Origin of the sequence: Pedobacter ginsenosidimutans (assembly GCF_001442625.1) — a bacterium.
In the GTDB taxonomy this organism is placed as follows: domain Bacteria; phylum Bacteroidota; class Bacteroidia; order Sphingobacteriales; family Sphingobacteriaceae; genus Pedobacter; species Pedobacter ginsenosidimutans.
Window position 1 is genome coordinate 94636 of record NZ_LMZQ01000014.1, and the last position, 16573, is coordinate 111208.

General features: G+C 37.5%; 16 protein-coding genes. 9 read left to right on the plus strand and 7 right to left on the minus strand.

Annotation, left to right across the window (positions count from 1 at the left end; all coding sequences use genetic code 11):
* The first annotated feature begins 10 nt into the window (after positions 1–10).
* Complete coding sequence (locus ASU31_RS17555; RefSeq protein WP_057933581.1) at positions 11–934, plus strand: hydroxypyruvate isomerase family protein; 924 nt, start codon at positions 11–13, stop codon at positions 932–934.
* A gap of 183 nt (positions 935–1117) precedes the next feature.
* Here ASU31_RS17555 and ASU31_RS17560 read toward each other — a convergent pair whose 3' ends face one another.
* Entirely contained in the window at positions 1118–2605 is a 1488-nt protein-coding gene (locus ASU31_RS17560; RefSeq protein WP_057933582.1) for an alpha-amylase, read from the minus strand.
* A gap of 472 nt (positions 2606–3077) precedes the next feature.
* Here ASU31_RS17560 and ASU31_RS17565 point away from each other — a divergent pair, with 472 nt between their 5' ends.
* Both ASU31_RS17565 and ASU31_RS17570 read left to right on the plus strand, forming a co-directional pair.
* On the plus strand, positions 3078–3599 hold the full coding sequence (locus tag ASU31_RS17565) for an acyl-CoA thioesterase (RefSeq protein WP_029275086.1): 522 nt from the start codon (positions 3078–3080) through the stop codon (positions 3597–3599).
* A gap of 70 nt (positions 3600–3669) precedes the next feature.
* The gene (locus ASU31_RS17570) at positions 3670–4851 is read left to right on the plus strand and encodes a cation:proton antiporter domain-containing protein (protein ID WP_057933583.1); all 1182 of its coding nucleotides are present in this window, start codon (positions 3670–3672) and stop codon (positions 4849–4851) included.
* 270 nt (positions 4852–5121) lie between these two features.
* Here the strand turns inward: ASU31_RS17570 and ASU31_RS17575 are convergent, their stop codons facing one another.
* On the minus strand, positions 5122–5685 hold the full coding sequence (locus ASU31_RS17575) for a hypothetical protein (protein WP_057933584.1): 564 nt from the start codon (positions 5683–5685) through the stop codon (positions 5122–5124).
* Between the two features lie 282 nt (positions 5686–5967).
* Positions 5968–6372: an EVE domain-containing protein gene (locus tag ASU31_RS17580; protein WP_057933585.1), complete on the minus strand. Its 405-nt coding sequence runs from the start codon at positions 6370–6372 to the stop codon at positions 5968–5970.
* Between the two features lie 327 nt (positions 6373–6699).
* On the opposite strand from ASU31_RS17580, the gene ASU31_RS17585 reads away from it, so the two are divergent.
* From ASU31_RS17585 to ASU31_RS17610, 5 genes are all read left to right on the plus strand, one after another.
* Positions 6700–8457, plus strand: a complete 1758-nt coding sequence (locus ASU31_RS17585; protein ID WP_057933586.1) for a hypothetical protein — start codon at positions 6700–6702, stop codon at positions 8455–8457.
* A gap of 1049 nt (positions 8458–9506) precedes the next feature.
* Positions 9507–9797 carry a hypothetical protein gene (locus tag ASU31_RS17595; RefSeq protein WP_057933588.1) on the plus strand — a complete coding sequence of 97 codons (291 nt, stop codon included), beginning with the start codon at positions 9507–9509 and terminating at the stop codon, positions 9795–9797.
* Complete coding sequence (locus ASU31_RS17600; RefSeq protein ID WP_057933589.1) at positions 9794–10828, plus strand: hypothetical protein; 1035 nt, start codon at positions 9794–9796, stop codon at positions 10826–10828. Before ASU31_RS17595 ends, ASU31_RS17600 begins: the two co-directional genes overlap by 4 nt.
* Before the next feature lie 127 nt (positions 10829–10955).
* A complete protein-coding gene (locus ASU31_RS17605; RefSeq protein ID WP_057933590.1) occupies positions 10956–11453 on the plus strand; it encodes a hypothetical protein in 498 nt (165 codons plus the stop codon).
* 524 nt (positions 11454–11977) lie between these two features.
* Positions 11978–12514, plus strand: coding sequence for a hypothetical protein (locus ASU31_RS17610; protein ID WP_057933591.1), 537 nt, complete (start codon positions 11978–11980; stop codon positions 12512–12514).
* A 149-nt stretch (positions 12515–12663) separates the two neighbouring features.
* Here ASU31_RS17610 and ASU31_RS17615 read toward each other — a convergent pair whose 3' ends face one another.
* The 4 genes from ASU31_RS17615 to ASU31_RS17630 all read right to left on the minus strand — a co-directional run bounded on the left by ASU31_RS17615 (position 12664) and on the right by ASU31_RS17630 (position 15724).
* Entirely contained in the window at positions 12664–13353 is a 690-nt protein-coding gene (locus ASU31_RS17615; protein WP_057933592.1) for an ATP-dependent Clp protease proteolytic subunit, read from the minus strand.
* 78 nt (positions 13354–13431) lie between these two features.
* Positions 13432–13701 carry a hypothetical protein gene (locus tag ASU31_RS17620; protein WP_157258085.1) on the minus strand — a complete coding sequence of 90 codons (270 nt, stop codon included), beginning with the start codon at positions 13699–13701 and terminating at the stop codon, positions 13432–13434.
* Complete coding sequence (locus tag ASU31_RS17625) at positions 13682–14242, minus strand: RNA polymerase sigma factor (RefSeq protein ID WP_057933594.1); 561 nt, start codon at positions 14240–14242, stop codon at positions 13682–13684. The genes ASU31_RS17620 and ASU31_RS17625 overlap by 20 nt, the downstream gene beginning before the upstream one ends.
* Before the next feature lie 489 nt (positions 14243–14731).
* Positions 14732–15724: a helix-turn-helix domain-containing protein gene (locus tag ASU31_RS17630; protein ID WP_057933595.1), complete on the minus strand. Its 993-nt coding sequence runs from the start codon at positions 15722–15724 to the stop codon at positions 14732–14734.
* Positions 15725–15760: 36 nt separating this feature from the next.
* On the opposite strand from ASU31_RS17630, the gene ASU31_RS27740 reads away from it, so the two are divergent.
* On the plus strand, positions 15761–16501 hold the full coding sequence (locus tag ASU31_RS27740) for a class I SAM-dependent methyltransferase (protein WP_057933596.1): 741 nt from the start codon (positions 15761–15763) through the stop codon (positions 16499–16501).
* The last annotated feature ends 72 nt before the right edge of the window (positions 16502–16573 follow it).

The window sequence follows — 16573 nt, forward strand, 5'->3', positions numbered from 1 at the left end:
AAACAAACCGATGAAAAGAAGTGAATTTATAAGAAACAGCTTGTTAACTGCTGGTGCAATTACTACAGGAGCCGGAATTACCCGTACTTTTGCAGCTGAAAAGCAAAATACCTTAAGTGATAAGGTTTTTAACATGGATTATGCCCCACACCAGGGCATGTTCGAAAACCATGCGGGCAAGAGTTTTTTAGATCAGATCCAATTTATGTACGATAAAGGTTTCCGTGCTATCGAAGATAACGGCTACCTAAACCGTTCAGTAGAAGAACAGGAAAAAATTGGAAACCTCCTGGCGAAACTGGGTATGCGCATGGGCGTTTTCGTGGTAGATGGTGGCGATAACTGGAAAACTTCTTTAACCACTGGCAAAAAGGAATTTAAAGACAAATTTGTTGAAACCTGCAAAAAATCAGTCGAAGCCGCAAAACGTTGTAATGCAAAATGGCTTACCGTAGTTCCTGGGTTTTATGAACGCAATCTACCTTATGGCAATCAATTTGCCAATGTAATTGATGCCATGCGTGCAGGGGCCGAAATTTTTGAACCCCATGGTTTGATTATGGTTTTGGAAACCTTGAGCGACACCCCAGAGCTTTTCCTTCAAAAAACAAATGAAACCTACGCGGTTTGTAAAGCGGTTAAAAGTCCTTCATGTAAAATCCTTTACGATATTTATCACATGCAACGTACAGAAGGCGACTTAATTAAAACTATCGACCGCTGCTGGGATGAAATTGCCTACATCCAGATTGGCGATAACCCAGGCCGGAAAGAACCTACAACCGGAGAAATCAATTATAAAAATCTATTCAAACACTTACATAAAAAAGGTTATAAAGGGGTAATGGGTATGGAACATGGCAATTCGAAAGCTGGAAAAGAGGGCGAATTGGCTGTTATTTCTGCTTACAGGGCTGAAGATAATTTTTTGTAATTAATATGTTCAAATAAAGCGTCGTCATCTCGACTGAAGCGCAGCGAAATGGAGAGATCTAGCTAATAGATTTCTCGACTGCGTTGCACTCCGCTCGAAATGACGATCATTCGAAGAGATATTTGCATTAAATTCTCAATGCCGTGGTCTGTGTCCCCACAGACCACAATATCAACTCTTCTCCTACCCCACCTTCAACACCCACACTGAAACACTTCCTGCATTGCAGTGAAATTCTGCCCAGCCATTTTCATCAATGATTACTTCCTGCTCTCTATAACCTAACGCATCAACAAAGGTTTTTCCGGCAAAGTGTTTACCGATTTCCATTTCTTTAAAGCCTTCTTCCCCTGTGCTTAACAATACTGCCAAACCACTATTTTCATGTTCCTCATCACCTGCGCGGGTCCATCCTACGCAGATGCCATGGTCAAAATAATCGCGTTGTTCACCGTAGGCTAAGGCTGTACGGATTTTACTCATGGTTTCTACTGCAGGAATTGCGACCAGCTCCACATGTACCTCATCGCCTTCTTTGTCTTTATCATCATAAATTCCTCCGTACAGATCAGGAAAGAACAAACACGGGATCCCTTGTATACGCAACAGGATGATGGCATAAGCCAAAGGCCTGAACCAAAAATCAACATAAGATTCTAATGCCTGCAAAGGTTGTGAATCATGATTATCAACAAATGTTACGGCCAGATCAGGCTTTACCTGAACCAGGGTTCCATCAAAGATCGTCCGCATATCAAATTCCTCGTCCTTACTCGCCAGGAAAAAATTATGATGCAAAAGCGAATCGAATATTTGTGTCCGGCCACCCGTAATCTCAATGTATTTCAATTGTCCTTCTCTATCTACCACATTCCAATCTTCGGCCACGATAAAAAATTCGCGGTTAAATTTTTGGTTCAGGTGATCGATCCACTCTACAATAAAATCCGGATTGATGTGTTTAACCGCATCTAACCGAAAACCATCTACTTTGGTGGTTTCCACTACCCATTCGCCCCAGTATTTTAATTCTTCAATTACAGCCCTGTTGCGGTAATCGATATCGTTAAACATCAGATAATCGTAATTTCCAAATTCTGTAGATGGAACCTCTTCAAAACCTTCTCCTAAATAATTCTGGATCGAATAGATTGCCGTTTTTTGGAGGTCTTCGGCCCAGTCTACTCCACTAAAGCATTCATGATTCCATATAAATTCAGAATATTTTCCCTGCCGCCCCGGGAAAGTAAACTTCGTCCATGCTTGTATTTCGAAAACATCGCTGGTAAATTCGTTTCTATCTTCTGGATTTACAGTTCTAACGGCTATTTTTTCGAGTTCATCGCCACCGGCTTTGTGGTTAAAAACCGCATCGGCCAAAGCTCCAATTCCATTATCGTGCAGTGCTTCAATAGCTTTAATATACTCATCTTTAGAGCCATGTTTGGTATTCACGCTCCCTTTCTGATCGAACTCGCCCAAATCGAAAAGGTCGTAAACGGCATAACCAACATCATAAGCCGCATTGTTTGATTTATAGGCTGGAGGTAACCAAACAGCGGTTATTCCAATTTCTTTTAAATGACTCGCTTCGGCAGCTACTTTAGTCCACAAATTTTGTTCTTCATTATAATACCAATGGAAAAATTGGATCAGGGTCTGGTTTTGCATTAATTTGGATTTTTTTGTATGGATAACATGATAGCTGATGAATTTGTTTTTGAATTACAAGAACAATATTATGCATGCTTTTCCCCTGATTTCGCTGATAGCCGTAGAAACACTTAAATAAATCTGCGAAAATCCGTTTGATCTGCGGGAACCACGTTGCCTATGTCTTTCCCGCTGATTTCGCAGATCACCGCAGAAAAAAATCCTTTCAATCCGCTAGAATCTAAGGAATCGCTTTTAAAACATAACTTCTATGCAAAAATTAATTAACCACCGAAACACAGAAATCACAGAGGAGATTAAAGTTTTTCCGTGTTTTTCGTGCTTCCGTGGCAAACGTAATACTTAGGTTTGCGCAAAAAAGATGATCTTTCCCGCTGATTTCGCAGATCGCCGCAGAAACAACTTCTAAATCCGCCAGCATCTATTTGCAATACCATTTTACCCACATTTTACTTACTTTTGCCATCAAATGAGTTTAAAAAAGAAATTTGCCAGAGAAAGTTTTACCATCATGAACGAATTGGTATTACCAAACGATACCAATACCTTGAACAACTTAATGGGTGGGCGCTTGCTCCATTGGATGGATATTGCAGCAGCAATTTCGGCTCAAAAACACTGTAACCGTATCGTGGTAACTGCTTCGGTTGATAACGTTTCTTTTAAACAACCCATTAAATTAGGTGATGTAATTACCATTGAGGCCAAAGTGACCAGGGCTTTTAATACCTCTGTAGAAGTTCGTTTGGATGTTTGGGCAGAGAATATTCCAAGTGGTGCACGCCAAAAAAGTAACGAGGCTTATTATACTTTTGTTGCGGTAGATCAGAGTGCCCGTACCATCCCTGTACCAGAATTAATACCAGAAACGCCTGAAGAAATTGATCTATTTGATGGTGCACTGCGCCGCAGGCAATTGCGTTTGGTATTAGGTGGAAAAATGAACCCTGATGATGCCAGCGAACTGAAAGCTCTTTTCTTTAAAGCATAATTTTTACACTAAATTTCTTTTTGCTTAGCACGATTGTTTTATTTTAGCGGTTTACCCTACGCTGAAAAATATGACAACTTATACCATTCTTATTATTTTAAGCGGATTAGTTATTTTCTCTTATCTGTTTGATTTAGTGGCCAGTAAAACCAAAGTACCATCGGTTTTATTGCTACTCCTTTTAGGTATTGGTTTACGTTTGCTGGTCGATAACCTGAAGATACATACCTTCAATTTCCTCTCTATCCTACCAACATTGGGTACTGTAGGCTTAATTTTAATTGTTTTTGAGGGCTCGCTCGAACTTAAATACGACCGGAATAAAAACAAGATTATTCGCAGTGCTTTTTTCTCTGCCCTAAGCATTTTAATTGGAACCATCGTGGTAATCACAGGCATTATTTATCAGATCACCCATCACGATTTATATACTTGTATAGCGAATGCCATTCCCTTTAGTGTAATCAGTTCGGCTATTGCCATCCCTTCGGCAGCGGCATTAAACAATACCGATAAAGAATTTGTAATTTATGAATCTTCTTTCTCTGATATTTTAGGGATTATCATCTTCAATTTTGCCATTACCAACCATTCGATCAATACATCTGCTTTTATTGGTTTGGGGTTAAGTACCTTCCTCATCCTTTTACTATCGGCCATTGCCTGTGTGGTGTTGTTATACGTAATGGGCCGATTGGTACACCACATTAAGTTCTTCTTAATTATAGCCATACTGATACTGGTTTATGCCATTGGTCAGTCTTACCACCTATCCTCTCTGGTGTTGATTTTGAGTACAGGCCTGTTTCTGAACAATGCCGATACGATTGAGAATGCCTGGTTTAGAAGTGTCTTTTTATACAAAAATTTAACAGCCGATTTATCCCAACTCTATCAGTTATCGGCCGAAAGTGCTTTTATTCTGCGTACTTTTTTCTTCGTTATTTTTGGTTTTACGATGAATATCGGTGACTTAAATAACAAAATTGTACTGGCCAATGGCCTTTTCATTTTGATATCGATTTACATCATCAGAGTGGTATTTCTCAAAATATTCAAAAAAGAAAACCTGAGTCCGATTTTATACATTGCCCCCCGTGGTTTGATTAGCATTTTGCTTTATTTCAACCTGCCAGCTTCCTTAAAAATACCTGAAGTGGGTACGCCATTCTTATTCCTGGTGGTACTGGGATCGAGTATTGTAATGACGTTGGGGATAACGCTAAGTAAAAGAAATGGTAAGGTTCATTAGTCATTGGTTCATTGGATTGATCGTATAGACTCTAGTAGAATGATCGTCATCTCGACTGTAGTGCAGCGAAATGGAGAGATCTATCTGGACAGATATATCGTCATTTGTTTAAACCGGTTAGTAGTCCATTGGTCATTGGTTCATTGGGTTAAACCGTATAAATTCCAATAGAATGATCGTCATCTCGACTGTAGCGCAGTGAAATGGAGAGATCTATCTAGACAGATTAGCTTCATTCTACGCCAAACTCCCAACGCTACCCGCAACACGCTAAGGTTTAAACGTAGCTGAAATGCTTTTTAGCTGGTGCAGTTCGGCGAGCACATTTGGATTGGCCTGATAGTAAATGGAATAATAACTGAGTTCGTTTAACTTATTTTCATCTATTTTATTAAAGTTAAAACGTGCCAGATTCGGATTAATGGCATGGATAGGCATTGCAATAGCATTTGCAAGTGTTGTAAAAACCACAGAATATGCAGTTGCTGCCGCATCTTCCTTCAGACCCGGCTCTTCCTTACCCCATTTATCAACCATTTTACCAGCTGTATTCATTTTATATTCTTCTGCCCGATCTTCACCTATTTTAATAAAACTCGTTCCTTTATAGCCCTTTTTAATCGTTCTGATCTGTACTGTTTTAATTTCATTAATCGGAACCTTAATAAATTCGCTGTCATGATTCAGGATCGCATTTACAGAATCTACTTTGTATAAAATCCCTTTGTATTTTCCATTTTGGGTTTTTAGAATGGCGATGTAAGGTTTTATACCTTGAGCATTTGCTAAAGTAAAGGAAAGAAAAAAGAGGAGTGTAATACAGATGGTTTTCATATCAAGGCGTTAAGATTTATCAATATTTTATCAATATAATAAAATTTGAAGAATTTTCAGGTTTCTGAGTTAACTTGCGCCAAAATCCCTTAATGGAGATCTAAATAATTTTGCGAACCTTTACCTTATAATCAATAGATCCTGCGATCTGCTTTCGTTTACGACCCTGCAGGTCATCAGCATAATCAGCATTCCAACGATTTAAACTCCACCTTAAGCGTGTTAACCTATTAAATTGTTAACTGAAAACCGTCAACTGCCAACTGTTAACTGAAAACTGATTTAGCTTCCCATTTCCAAAATCTTATCGAACTCAGCAGCTTTAAGCGGCATTACCGATAAACGGCCCTGGCGCACCAGTGAGATATCAACCAAACTGGGTTCAGCTTTGATCTGCTCTAAAGAAACCGGATTTTTCAGGCTTTCTACAGGCGATAAATCAACCACTACCCAGTTTGCATCATCAGTAGTTGGATCCTGGTAAAACTCCCTCACCACTTTGGCAATACCCACTACATTTTTACCCTCGTTGCTATGGTAAAAAAGCACTAAATCGCCCTCTTTCATGGCTTTCAGGTTATTACGGGCCTGGTAATTACGCACACCATCCCAAAAGGTACGGCCATCTTCATTAAATTTTTCCCAACTGTATTTAAAAGGCTCTGATTTTACTAACCAATGGTTCATGCTGCTTGTATTTATTTCGATTATTTTGCCCTCAAAACTAAGAAAAGGGAATGGATTAGGAAATAGGTTGGGGAGATAAACGAATACCACAATTAAGTTGACATACTTACTTATGTGTAATTATGGTTTCCCGTATTGAGGATTAAGATTAAACTAATAATTTAGATAAACTAAATAAATTTTAAACTCTTCACCTTCTCTTTACAATAGATCATCTGAGCGTTAGCGTTTATAAACGTTTAACAAATAACGAAGGTTTTTCTGATTTTTTAGTACCGTATACTCAGGAGTTAGCCGTCATTATACAAACAACACCCTGTATTAAGAATGAACATAAAAACAATAGAGATAACGAACATTAAAGGCATTGGACACAAGCTGTTTACCCTTGACTTAGCAGCTAACAGACCGAACATATTAGTTGCTCCGAACGGCTTTGGAAAAAGCTCCTTCGCTATTGGATTTGATTCTTTAAGAAACAACAAAATTGAATTAGACGACAAAAACTATTATCTAAAAGATGCTAACAATAGACCTATATTAACTCTCACTTTGACAACAGGGCAAACACTTGTTGCAGACGATACTCAAAATACAATTTCGGATTACTTTGATGTGTTTGTTATAAATAATCAGACTGAGCCAAAATCTGTGGTACAGAAAATCCCCGGACGTCCAGCATTTGCAAAAACTTCTCTTGACATAATGCCGACTACGTTAATCCAAACGATACCTCCAAAAATTTATTTTGATTATAACTCTTCTACCATGAAATCGACATTCGGTGAAAATGGCGGCAAATTGTTAAATAACATTTCAAACCTATTTAACTGTGGACATCTCTTCTTCAGAATTGAAAGTGAAATTGACTTTACTCGTTTCGACTTAAAATCATATCAACAAACTTTCGATTCTGCTTTTCCCGCTATAAATAGACAAAATGGAACAGGCAATTCTATTAGAGGATGGATTCAATCAAATATTTTACCTTCATTTCAAGCTTTGGATGAGTTTAGAAAGCTAGTAGACATAATCACTTCATTTGGTTTCGTTGAGGTTAAGGATGAAGTGAACGCATATTTTACAGCATGGCAAATACTTTCGGTTAAGGATAGAATGGGGATCAACTTCAAAAAAGCTTGTAAATATCTATATTACCTTGATGAAAAAGATGATTTCACAAAAACAATTGAATCCTTCAACCCAGTAAAGGATAGATTCGACATCAAACCAAAAGTTGAAGGAAGCAGCCTTGTTGTAAGATGGCCAAAGGCTCATGAAATATCGAATGGCCAAAGAGATATTTTAACTTTCATTGCCCTGCTTTTAAAATCAAGAAGGAATTTTAAGAAAAAGGATTGCATACTTATAATAGATGAAATATTTGATTATATGGATGACGCAAATCTTATAACATTTCAATATTATGTTTCAACATTCATAGATGAAATGAAAAGACAAAAGCGTAGAATATTCCCCATTCTATTGACGCATCTTGACCCATTATTCTTCAACCATTTCTGTTTCAATGACGCAAAAATTAAAGTAGGTTACCTGAAAGAGCCAAATGTAAAATCTAATCAAAACATACTAAAAATAATCTACAAGAGAGACGACTTAAGTATCAAAGACCAAGTAGATGCATACTACTTTCACTATCATCCGACGATCAATGCGATTGATTTGGAACATGAGTTTAAGGCACTTAAACTTAATGTAGATTGGGCTAAGCCTGAAAAATTCTTTCAAAAAGTATTCCGAGAGGTACGAAGATACTTATTTGAGAAAAGTGCATTTGATCCATTAGCGATTTGTTTTGGAGTTAGGATTCAAATAGAAAAACTCGTGTATGATTTAATTCCAGACCCAGCAAACAAGACGAAGTTCATAAATACAAATGGATCCAAGAATAAGCTGCATTTTGCCCAAAATATTGGAATACATATTCCCGAGACATATTTTTTACTAGGAATAATATACAATACATCTTTGCATTTAACCGAGGGACACGACATTTCAAAACCGCTCGGACTAAAACTAGAGAACGGTACGATTAAACAAATGATAAAAAATTTATTTACATAAACAAAAAGGACTAATGCCGTCTCAATACTAGTGCTAATGATAGTTTCTAGGCTAGTGGGCTTGATGAAGTGTGCTTTCACTATTAATATAGATAATAGTGCAGGAACGAAAGTCAGGCGCTCACTTTAGATTAGTACGCCAAGATTTTCACCAGAATGGCTATCGGCTAGTTGCATTGCGCTTTTAAAAAATAAAAAACAAACAATATGAAATTCACTTTGATTTCTTTCATTCTTATTTTATCTTCAACTATAACTTTTGCACAAAATACCTCGGAACCTCCTGTTCAAAATATTTCGCCGGACAGCACGGTCGTGTTTCGACTTTTTTCCACTAGAAACATTTACACATTTATTAAACTGAACACCAGAAATGGTCAAATGTGGCAAGTTCAATGGGGTATAGATAGCAAGTATAGATTTGAGAGTTCACTTTCGGACGTCTCTCAGGTGAGTTCTGTCGAAGAGAAAAATGGCCGGTTCTTCCTGTACCCTACTACTAACGTATATAACTTCATTTTGCTTGACCAAGTAAATGGTAAAACATGGCAAGTACAGTGGGGAAAAGAAGCAGAAAGAATGGTTGTTCGTATATACTAGTGGTTCTAATATATTCGCTACATGCGAACCTATATGATTAACTAATGATCACCATTACTTGCGCAAACTGAGTGTCTATGCGAGCGGACTGGATGACTTGTGCTTTCATTATTGATCTTGATATGCTACAAAGCACAAGTCAGGCTAAGGCTTGAAGTTATAAGCACTAAGACTCGCGCTAGAATGGTAAATATATAAATTGATTAATTTTTGGATATTCTAATCTCGAGTAAAATTAATATCTTGCTGACTAAATTAACACTCATGATCAACTTCATTTAAATGCTTATAAACATTTAAACGCGGATTAAGACTATTTTAAAACGCAATTCCTAAAATAAACAATATTTTTTCATTAATTGTAAACAAATATTTTGAAAAGAATTGGCTGCGTAACTTTAAGTGTTATATTCAATTCAACAGACCCTAATAATATTAAATAGTAATAACATGTTAACTCTACAATTCGATCAATCTGAACTAGCAACTTTTCAATCCTTATTTGAAAGTGACACTTATGATCCAAACTATATAGCTTCAAAGAAAATGGATGGAGGTGAAGTCTTTTTGCAAATAGCACTGACAGCTGTCAGCATAGCTTCACCATTTATAATTCAGTTTTTCCTTGATCAGAAGAAGAAAGAAAAAAAAATTAAGCTAATAAAAAAAGGCGTTGAAATGACATTTGAGACTGAACAAGATCTCAAAAAATATCTTAATAGCTTAAAATCTAAAAAGTGATTGACGAAATACTCGAAAATTCTAGAGCTCAATTTCCAAATCCTCCACGCAAGGAAATTTATTTTTATTTTCCTGACCTATACGAGCATCTTAGAAAAATTTATTCAAGTCTAGAATTGCCAACTGTTATAATTGTGCATTCACTAAATAAGCTATGTGAAACCTTTAAATATGGTAATTCAAATTATATTATCTATGATCAATATCTTGGACAATGCTTTAATAAATTCAATAGACTAATATATTATGAAGAAGAGCGAGAGGTTAAGGCTTATTTATGCAAACTACTGGGTGAAGAATATTATTTGATTAACGATATCAACAATTGCATACCATACCTAGTATCATATCATGTCAATGCGAGTGCAAACTTCACTCAATTACCTCAAGATTTTTTGGTAAAAAAAAATGATCTAATTATGGTACAAGAGTCTTTCGTGTTGTTTCATGAATTTGCACACTCACTAGTTAATCAAAACCCAAATTTATTGGCAAAATCAAAAACTTTTCTAGAAAGTACAGAATCATCCAAAATAATCACAGACATTTTAAAGGAAAAAATTGCTCTAGACAAAAGAGACTCTTTCTTATCCCATTTCTATGAAGAATTCGCATGTGATCTAATTGCTTTAGAATTAACTTATTCCTTTTATTCAAAAAAAGAAAAATTTATACTTAATCATATAATCGAAGGAATATCGCTTGCTTTTTTGTATTTAAGAACATTGATTGACATTAAAATGAAAGCTACCGGTGAATATGAAATTAGTAGTAATGTGTTTAACTTGTTTACTAAATTTAGATATAATTTACTTCGTAGATATTATTTAGAATCAGCATTATTTGGCGAGGCAATTGAAAATCCTCCTCAATTAATTGAACTTTATGAAAAGTGGGAAGAGAAAATAGATATGGAAATTGTAGTATTCTTTACTGATGAATATCGAGATAAACTTAAGAACATTGTAAAAAAAGGCGGCCCTCCTTTAACCCCAGAACTTGCTAGAAAACTACTTAACCTTGCGGAGTGAACTGCTCCATATAACAGCACCTACAATAATTGGCTGTTCAGTGGTTAATGAAGCTTTGCGCTTCGATTTGGTTCTTCGTCAAGTCCTAAAAAAGATTATAAATAATTTAAAGATAATAACATAATCAATGGCAAAGAAAGACAAGAAAGCGACCTTAACCATAAATGCTTTAAAATGCCTTAACAATTTTTCTCAAGTCGAGATTGAAAAATTTGAATTGCTACTCAAGCAACCTGACGAAAGAAGCAAACTTTTGAATGAACTTCGCATACCGATTAAAAAGGGGCTGTTAGTAAAAAAAATAATCTTTAATAGGGTAAACTTTGATATTAATAAAATTCTTAATTGTTATGAATTCAATATTTTATCCGAACTCGAAAAACAAGTCTCATTAGAAATAAAAAAGGATAATCTAATTAAGAAAATAAATGAGAAGAAGATACCGATACCAAAAAACTTACTTAGAGAAATCATATTATCGGAGACAATTGATGGACTGAATAACGTTATTTACAAACTACCTACCAATTTAAAACTTGAACTCGGAAAATTGAAGTTTAGACATTCAGAACCAGACTCTGTTTCAATAATACCAATATATACCCCCATGGGAAACAAGAGATAGAATTGCCTGTAATGGCAGTTTAGCTATTTTAGGAAGGGTCAAACTGCAAAGTCAGAACTATCAACTGCAAAGTCTGAACTATCGACCGCAACGCCTGAACTATCGACTGCAACCTCTGAACTGTAGACCGCAACGCCTGAACTATCGACTGCAACCTCTGAACTGTAGACCGCAACGCCTGAACTATCGACTGCAACCTCTGAACTATCGACTGCAACCTCTGAACTATCGACTGCAACCTCTGAACTATCGACTGCAACATCTGAACTGCCGACTGCAAGTATAAAACCGCCCCTATTTATGCCTTATTTGAGCAAAAAGATTTCGTGAATTATTTAATTGTGTTTATCTTAGTGGTGCAGATTAATAAATAACATATTTTTTCACCTAACAGAGAGAGATCAATTTCAACAATTAAATTTTAAAAATATTCCTGGACGAGCGTTTAAGAAACGCATTTTCTAATTTCTCTGAAAAGAGTTATTTGTTAGTCTGCAGCGTCCAGGAACTTTAATTTCAATGTTATGCAGACTAACAATTGTAAAAACCCAAACACACAGCTCCCAAATCAGGTAGCAGCTGTAACAGAATTCCGGAAACTGATTGAAGCCTATTTCGATATGATTAGTTTATCGGATGCGAATCAATTCCTTACTGAAATGCTTAGCGCAGCTATCGGGCCCGATCCACGCTCTGGCAAACACAAACCCATTACTATTGCCAACGCCCTTTATGATGTAAACAATATCATCAATCTGCTTACCAAAGCAAAACTCTTGGCCAATGAAGAAACCTTTCAGCGTTATGCCATAAACCTGGGTTATCACCTACAAGCCGTTGGCCAATTTGATGTGGAGCATCTTTCTGAACTATTATATGTTGGATTAAATGCCTACATCTTTCAGGAGGATGATTTTGAAGGCGCAACCTTAAAATTTTCTGCCGAAATTACTGCTGCCTATAAAATGATTTATGATTGGCTGTCAGACTGCGATGCCTGGTGTAATGCTGTTGAGTGTGATGAATATAATGAAACGATCGGTTTAGCAGCTACACCATAAACGTTCAAATTTTAATTGGCCATTTACCTTATGCAGCTATGAGGGGCAACTCCCCTCCTAATTTAGGAGGGGGGCCAAAGGGCGGGGTGGTTAAGGTTTTTAACCCTTGCTAAATACATTTAATAAAGATATTTGAACCAAACCAAGCCCTATTCCCCACGCATTAACACTTCATCTATCATTCCAAATTCCTTTGCTTCGATGGCGGTCATCCAATAATCGCGACTGGCAATTTCATTTATCCGCTCATAACTTTGTCCGCTATGTTTCGCCAGAATGTGGTACAGATCCGACTGGACTTTTAACACCTCTCTGATCCTGATATCCATATCAATGGCAGTTCCCTCTGTCCCACCCGAGGTTTGATGAATCATGACCCTCGAGTGCTGCAAGGCCGAACGTTTACCCGCAGCTCCAGCGCACAACAATACCGAACCCATAGAAAGTGCAATGCCCGTACAAATGGTGGCTACATCAGGCGCGATATACTGCATGGTATCATAAATGCCAAAGCCTGCATATACCGATCCACCAGGCGAATTGATATACAATTGGATGTCGTTTTTGGTATCAACCGACTGCAAAAAAAGCAATTGTGCTTGTATCACATTTGCATTCCGCTCATCAACGGCTTCACCTAAAAAAATAATCCTGTCCATCATCAACCGCGAGAAAACATCCATCTGTGCCACATTCAGCTGGCGTTCTTCCGTAATATAGGGCGTCATGGCAACAGGCATGATATGAGCAGCTGTTCTGCCCATATACTGGTCTACATAAAGACTGTTTAAACGTTGGTGTTTTACCGCGTAAAGGCGGAATTCTTTGTTGATATCCATCATATTGATTTTAAATTTTAGGCATAACAATGCCCCTGCCCTGATAATGAGGCACGATTTATAAATTAAATTGATTGTTTATTTGCTGAAGAAACGCATTACCTTTTGCCTGAAGCTTTGGTGCGCATCGGTATTAAACAACGTTTCGTGTATGTTATTAATTTCATTTTTCAGCTGCTTCCGGCCATAATCACGCACCATTTGATAAGTTTTGTTTTGCCAGTAAACTTGCTGCCTCAGTTCAGGCTGTAGGATCATTTTGGCTTCGAAGAGGAAACTTTCTCCATCCTTATCGTCCGACAGCAGATAATGCTCTATTAAACGGAGCTCATTCAACGATGTCTTCATATTTTAAGGATTTTGCTTTAACCGTTTCTTTCACTTTTTCGAGGCATTTAAATTTCTGAGCGGTTGCAGAACGTGCCCCCGAAAAGCCAAACCGCTTTGCCAGTGTTTCCATATCCAGTTTTTCGTAATAGAAAGCACTGAGCAACTGCATACATTTCTGTCCGGCCTGCTCTAGTAAATGCATCAGTTTACCCGAAGAAACTTCCTCATATCCGGTATCTGCCAAATCGATCTCTTCATTAAGAACAAGGCCAAGCGAATTAAGGGTAGCTTGCTTGTCGTTTTCGTTATAACGTTTGATCCATAAATATTTGGCAATCCCAAATAAATAGGCTTTCTCCTGATACTTCAGCCGCAGGCCAGAAACCTGTACTTTCTCATAATACACCACCAGTGCATCCTGAAAAATGTCTTTCGCTTCCTCAAATGATCCGCCCATCTTGCTTACATGCCTTGCCACCAAAGGAAAAGCTTCTTTGTAGAGTTTCATAAAAAGTGCTTCGCGCTGGCTGGGCTGCTCTTTAGTTGATGTTGCTGTCATGATTACTATGCTTTATATAGTATGTGGCTATTTTTGATCAGATATCACCTAAAATTAACAATTATTTTTTTTCACTTTTAGCCCAATGTGTAGATACTAACACTGAAATTATTTTAGTGCTCTATGCCGCACGGCATCAAACTTTTGAAGCATCAAAAGTATGCAAAAATGCTTCGTCATCCGATAGCTATCGGATCCAGCAATGGGCCTTTTACACAATCCTTATACACATCAAAAAAACAGCGGCACTTTGTTTTGTTTGTTAGAGCTAGCTGAAAGGTTTTTGCAAACATGAAACACAAAACCACTGCGTTTAGGTTTGATAGTGCCATTTATACTGTTGTGCTACTGTTTTTTTGATTTCCCGGCCCCTGGGATTGACAGGCGTGCTTGGGTAAAATCTGTGTTTTATTAAAGTTGGTTAGCAAAATGCCTAAACTATACTGAATATCTGTGTTTCACATGATAAGCATTTAGCAGGAACTCGGTTTAACTTTTCAGCTTACCCGGTGTTGAGCTAAATTTCTTTCTAAAAGCATTGCTGAAGTGTTGTACAGATGAATAACCAAGCATAAATGCCACCGATTTTATGGGTAGACCATCGAGCAGCAACTCTTTTGCATGGTTAAGCCTGTAATCACTCAAATAACCGAATATGCTGTTATCAAACAGTCCTTTAAAGCCCTGTTTAAGTTTAAATTCGTTAATGCCGCATATTTTAGCCAGTTCGGCAACCGATGGTGGCTGGTGGATATTGGCAATGAGGTAATCTCTTGCATGATAAAGGCAATCCCTATCATAAGCGGAATGTAAAGCGGAAGGCTGTTTTTGGCTAATGGCACGTTCAAAAGCTTCGACCTGGAGCACAAGCAGCTCAATACATTTCGATTCGATAAACATGCGTTTCAGACCTTCGGGGTAATCACAATCTAGAATATCGCGGATGCAGTGCTGCATGGCCCATGAAATGGGAAGGTTTTGCTCCGCCAGCTGTGTATAACGCCCGGTATCGGCATAATCTGCCAAAACCTGCAATGCTTTGGTGGAATGTTCTGCCAGTTGCAAAAACTTTTCTTTAGCAAAATGTACCTCAAAAAAGCGGTAGCTATGGCCGGTATCGTATTTGCCTGTACCATCAAGCTCAGGCATGTAAATAATATTCTGCTGGTTGGAATTAAAGATGTACTGCTGCTTATTTACCCGGTTAAAGATCGTGCCATTACCAGAGAGTGTAAAACGCAGTTTAACCATATCGGGTACATCGTAAGTGGGCCTGAAATACATCTGTTGCTGTTTAAACAGGATGTCGCCATATACAATGTAAATACCGGGGATATTGATCTGTACCAATTCGGCATCGCTAAAAGAAAAACTGTATTTCTCCTTCCTTTCTGTTACCAATCCTCCCCGAACAGGAAGATCATTAAAGCTGCCCCCTACCTTTTTCCAGGCCCCGTAATCCTTACCAACATTGATTCCCATAAAGGCAATTATCACAAAAAAAGCCGAGCTAAGGTAATGGGGTTATCCACAATTCGATTTTCTGTAAAAGAAAATCCTTTTGATGTAAAAGCGTACAGCTGCTATTTTTCAATTTTGCCCGAATTGCGAAATGCACCGCAAGAGACTAATAACTATAACATGGAGGAGCAAGAAGACCTGAACACATTAACGCAAGATCAAAAAATTGACGTTCTCCCACCCAAAAACACCTTAATTTTTAAACTCATACAAGATTTACCACTAAAAACGAATGCAAAAGTATTGGAAATCAGCCCAGCTGGTACCGAACACCTCTCTTATCTGTTTCAAAAAGCAGAAAATATCAGTTACTCCGGCACTTATTCTACCGACTCTACGATAAAAGAAGCCTTTTTTGCTTATAAAGCCAGTAATAATGCCATAGAATTGATTAAAACAACGGATGATAAACTCGATTTTCAGGATAATTTATTCGATTATTGTTTTACGGCGAATACCATTTATTTCTGGCCGGATCCGCTAAAATACTTAGCTGAAAGCTACCGTGTGTTAAAACCGGGAGGAAAAATGAACCTTGCCTTTGTTGAAAAAAACTTTGGTAGCGGCCTGCCCTGGACGCAGCTCGATTTTACATTTTATGAGATTGATGAAGTAAAATCGTTTTTCAAAAAATCGGGATTTTCGAATATTGAAGTAAAGAAAATGATGGAGACAATAATGGATCAAAACGGAAAGGAAATCAGCAAACCGTTTATCATGGTGTCTGGCCTGAAATAATCAATAATGTGGTTAATTTAACAAAGCATTATCTCTAAAAAGATCGGAGATTCAAATAGCTAAACCGTGACG

Excerpts from the sequence above, each read along its gene's own strand:
- ASU31_RS17585 (WP_057933586.1), top strand. The coding sequence starts at position 6,700 with ATGAACATAAAAACAATAGAGATAACGAACATTAAAGGCATTGGACAC.
- ASU31_RS27740 (WP_057933596.1), top strand. The coding sequence starts at position 15,761 with ATGGGGTTATCCACAATTCGATTTTCTGTAAAAGAAAATCCTTTTGAT.
- ASU31_RS17555 (WP_057933581.1), top strand. The coding sequence starts at position 11 with ATGAAAAGAAGTGAATTTATAAGAAACAGCTTGTTAACTGCTGGTGCA.
- ASU31_RS17625 (WP_057933594.1), bottom strand. The coding sequence starts at position 14,242 with ATGACAGCAACATCAACTAAAGAGCAGCCCAGCCAGCGCGAAGCACTT.
- ASU31_RS17580 (WP_057933585.1), bottom strand. The coding sequence starts at position 6,372 with ATGAACCATTGGTTAGTAAAATCAGAGCCTTTTAAATACAGTTGGGAA.
- ASU31_RS17610 (WP_057933591.1), top strand. The coding sequence starts at position 11,978 with ATGCAGACTAACAATTGTAAAAACCCAAACACACAGCTCCCAAATCAG.
- ASU31_RS17560 (WP_057933582.1), bottom strand. The coding sequence starts at position 2,605 with ATGCAAAACCAGACCCTGATCCAATTTTTCCATTGGTATTATAATGAA.
- ASU31_RS17630 (WP_057933595.1), bottom strand. The coding sequence starts at position 15,724 with ATGGGAATCAATGTTGGTAAGGATTACGGGGCCTGGAAAAAGGTAGGG.
- ASU31_RS17605 (WP_057933590.1), top strand. The coding sequence starts at position 10,956 with ATGGCAAAGAAAGACAAGAAAGCGACCTTAACCATAAATGCTTTAAAA.
- ASU31_RS17620 (WP_157258085.1), bottom strand. The coding sequence starts at position 13,701 with ATGAAGACATCGTTGAATGAGCTCCGTTTAATAGAGCATTATCTGCTG.
- ASU31_RS17615 (WP_057933592.1), bottom strand. The coding sequence starts at position 13,353 with ATGGATATCAACAAAGAATTCCGCCTTTACGCGGTAAAACACCAACGT.
- ASU31_RS17595 (WP_057933588.1), top strand. The coding sequence starts at position 9,507 with ATGTTAACTCTACAATTCGATCAATCTGAACTAGCAACTTTTCAATCC.
- ASU31_RS17575 (WP_057933584.1), bottom strand. The coding sequence starts at position 5,685 with ATGAAAACCATCTGTATTACACTCCTCTTTTTTCTTTCCTTTACTTTA.
- ASU31_RS17565 (WP_029275086.1), top strand. The coding sequence starts at position 3,078 with ATGAGTTTAAAAAAGAAATTTGCCAGAGAAAGTTTTACCATCATGAAC.
- ASU31_RS17570 (WP_057933583.1), top strand. The coding sequence starts at position 3,670 with ATGACAACTTATACCATTCTTATTATTTTAAGCGGATTAGTTATTTTC.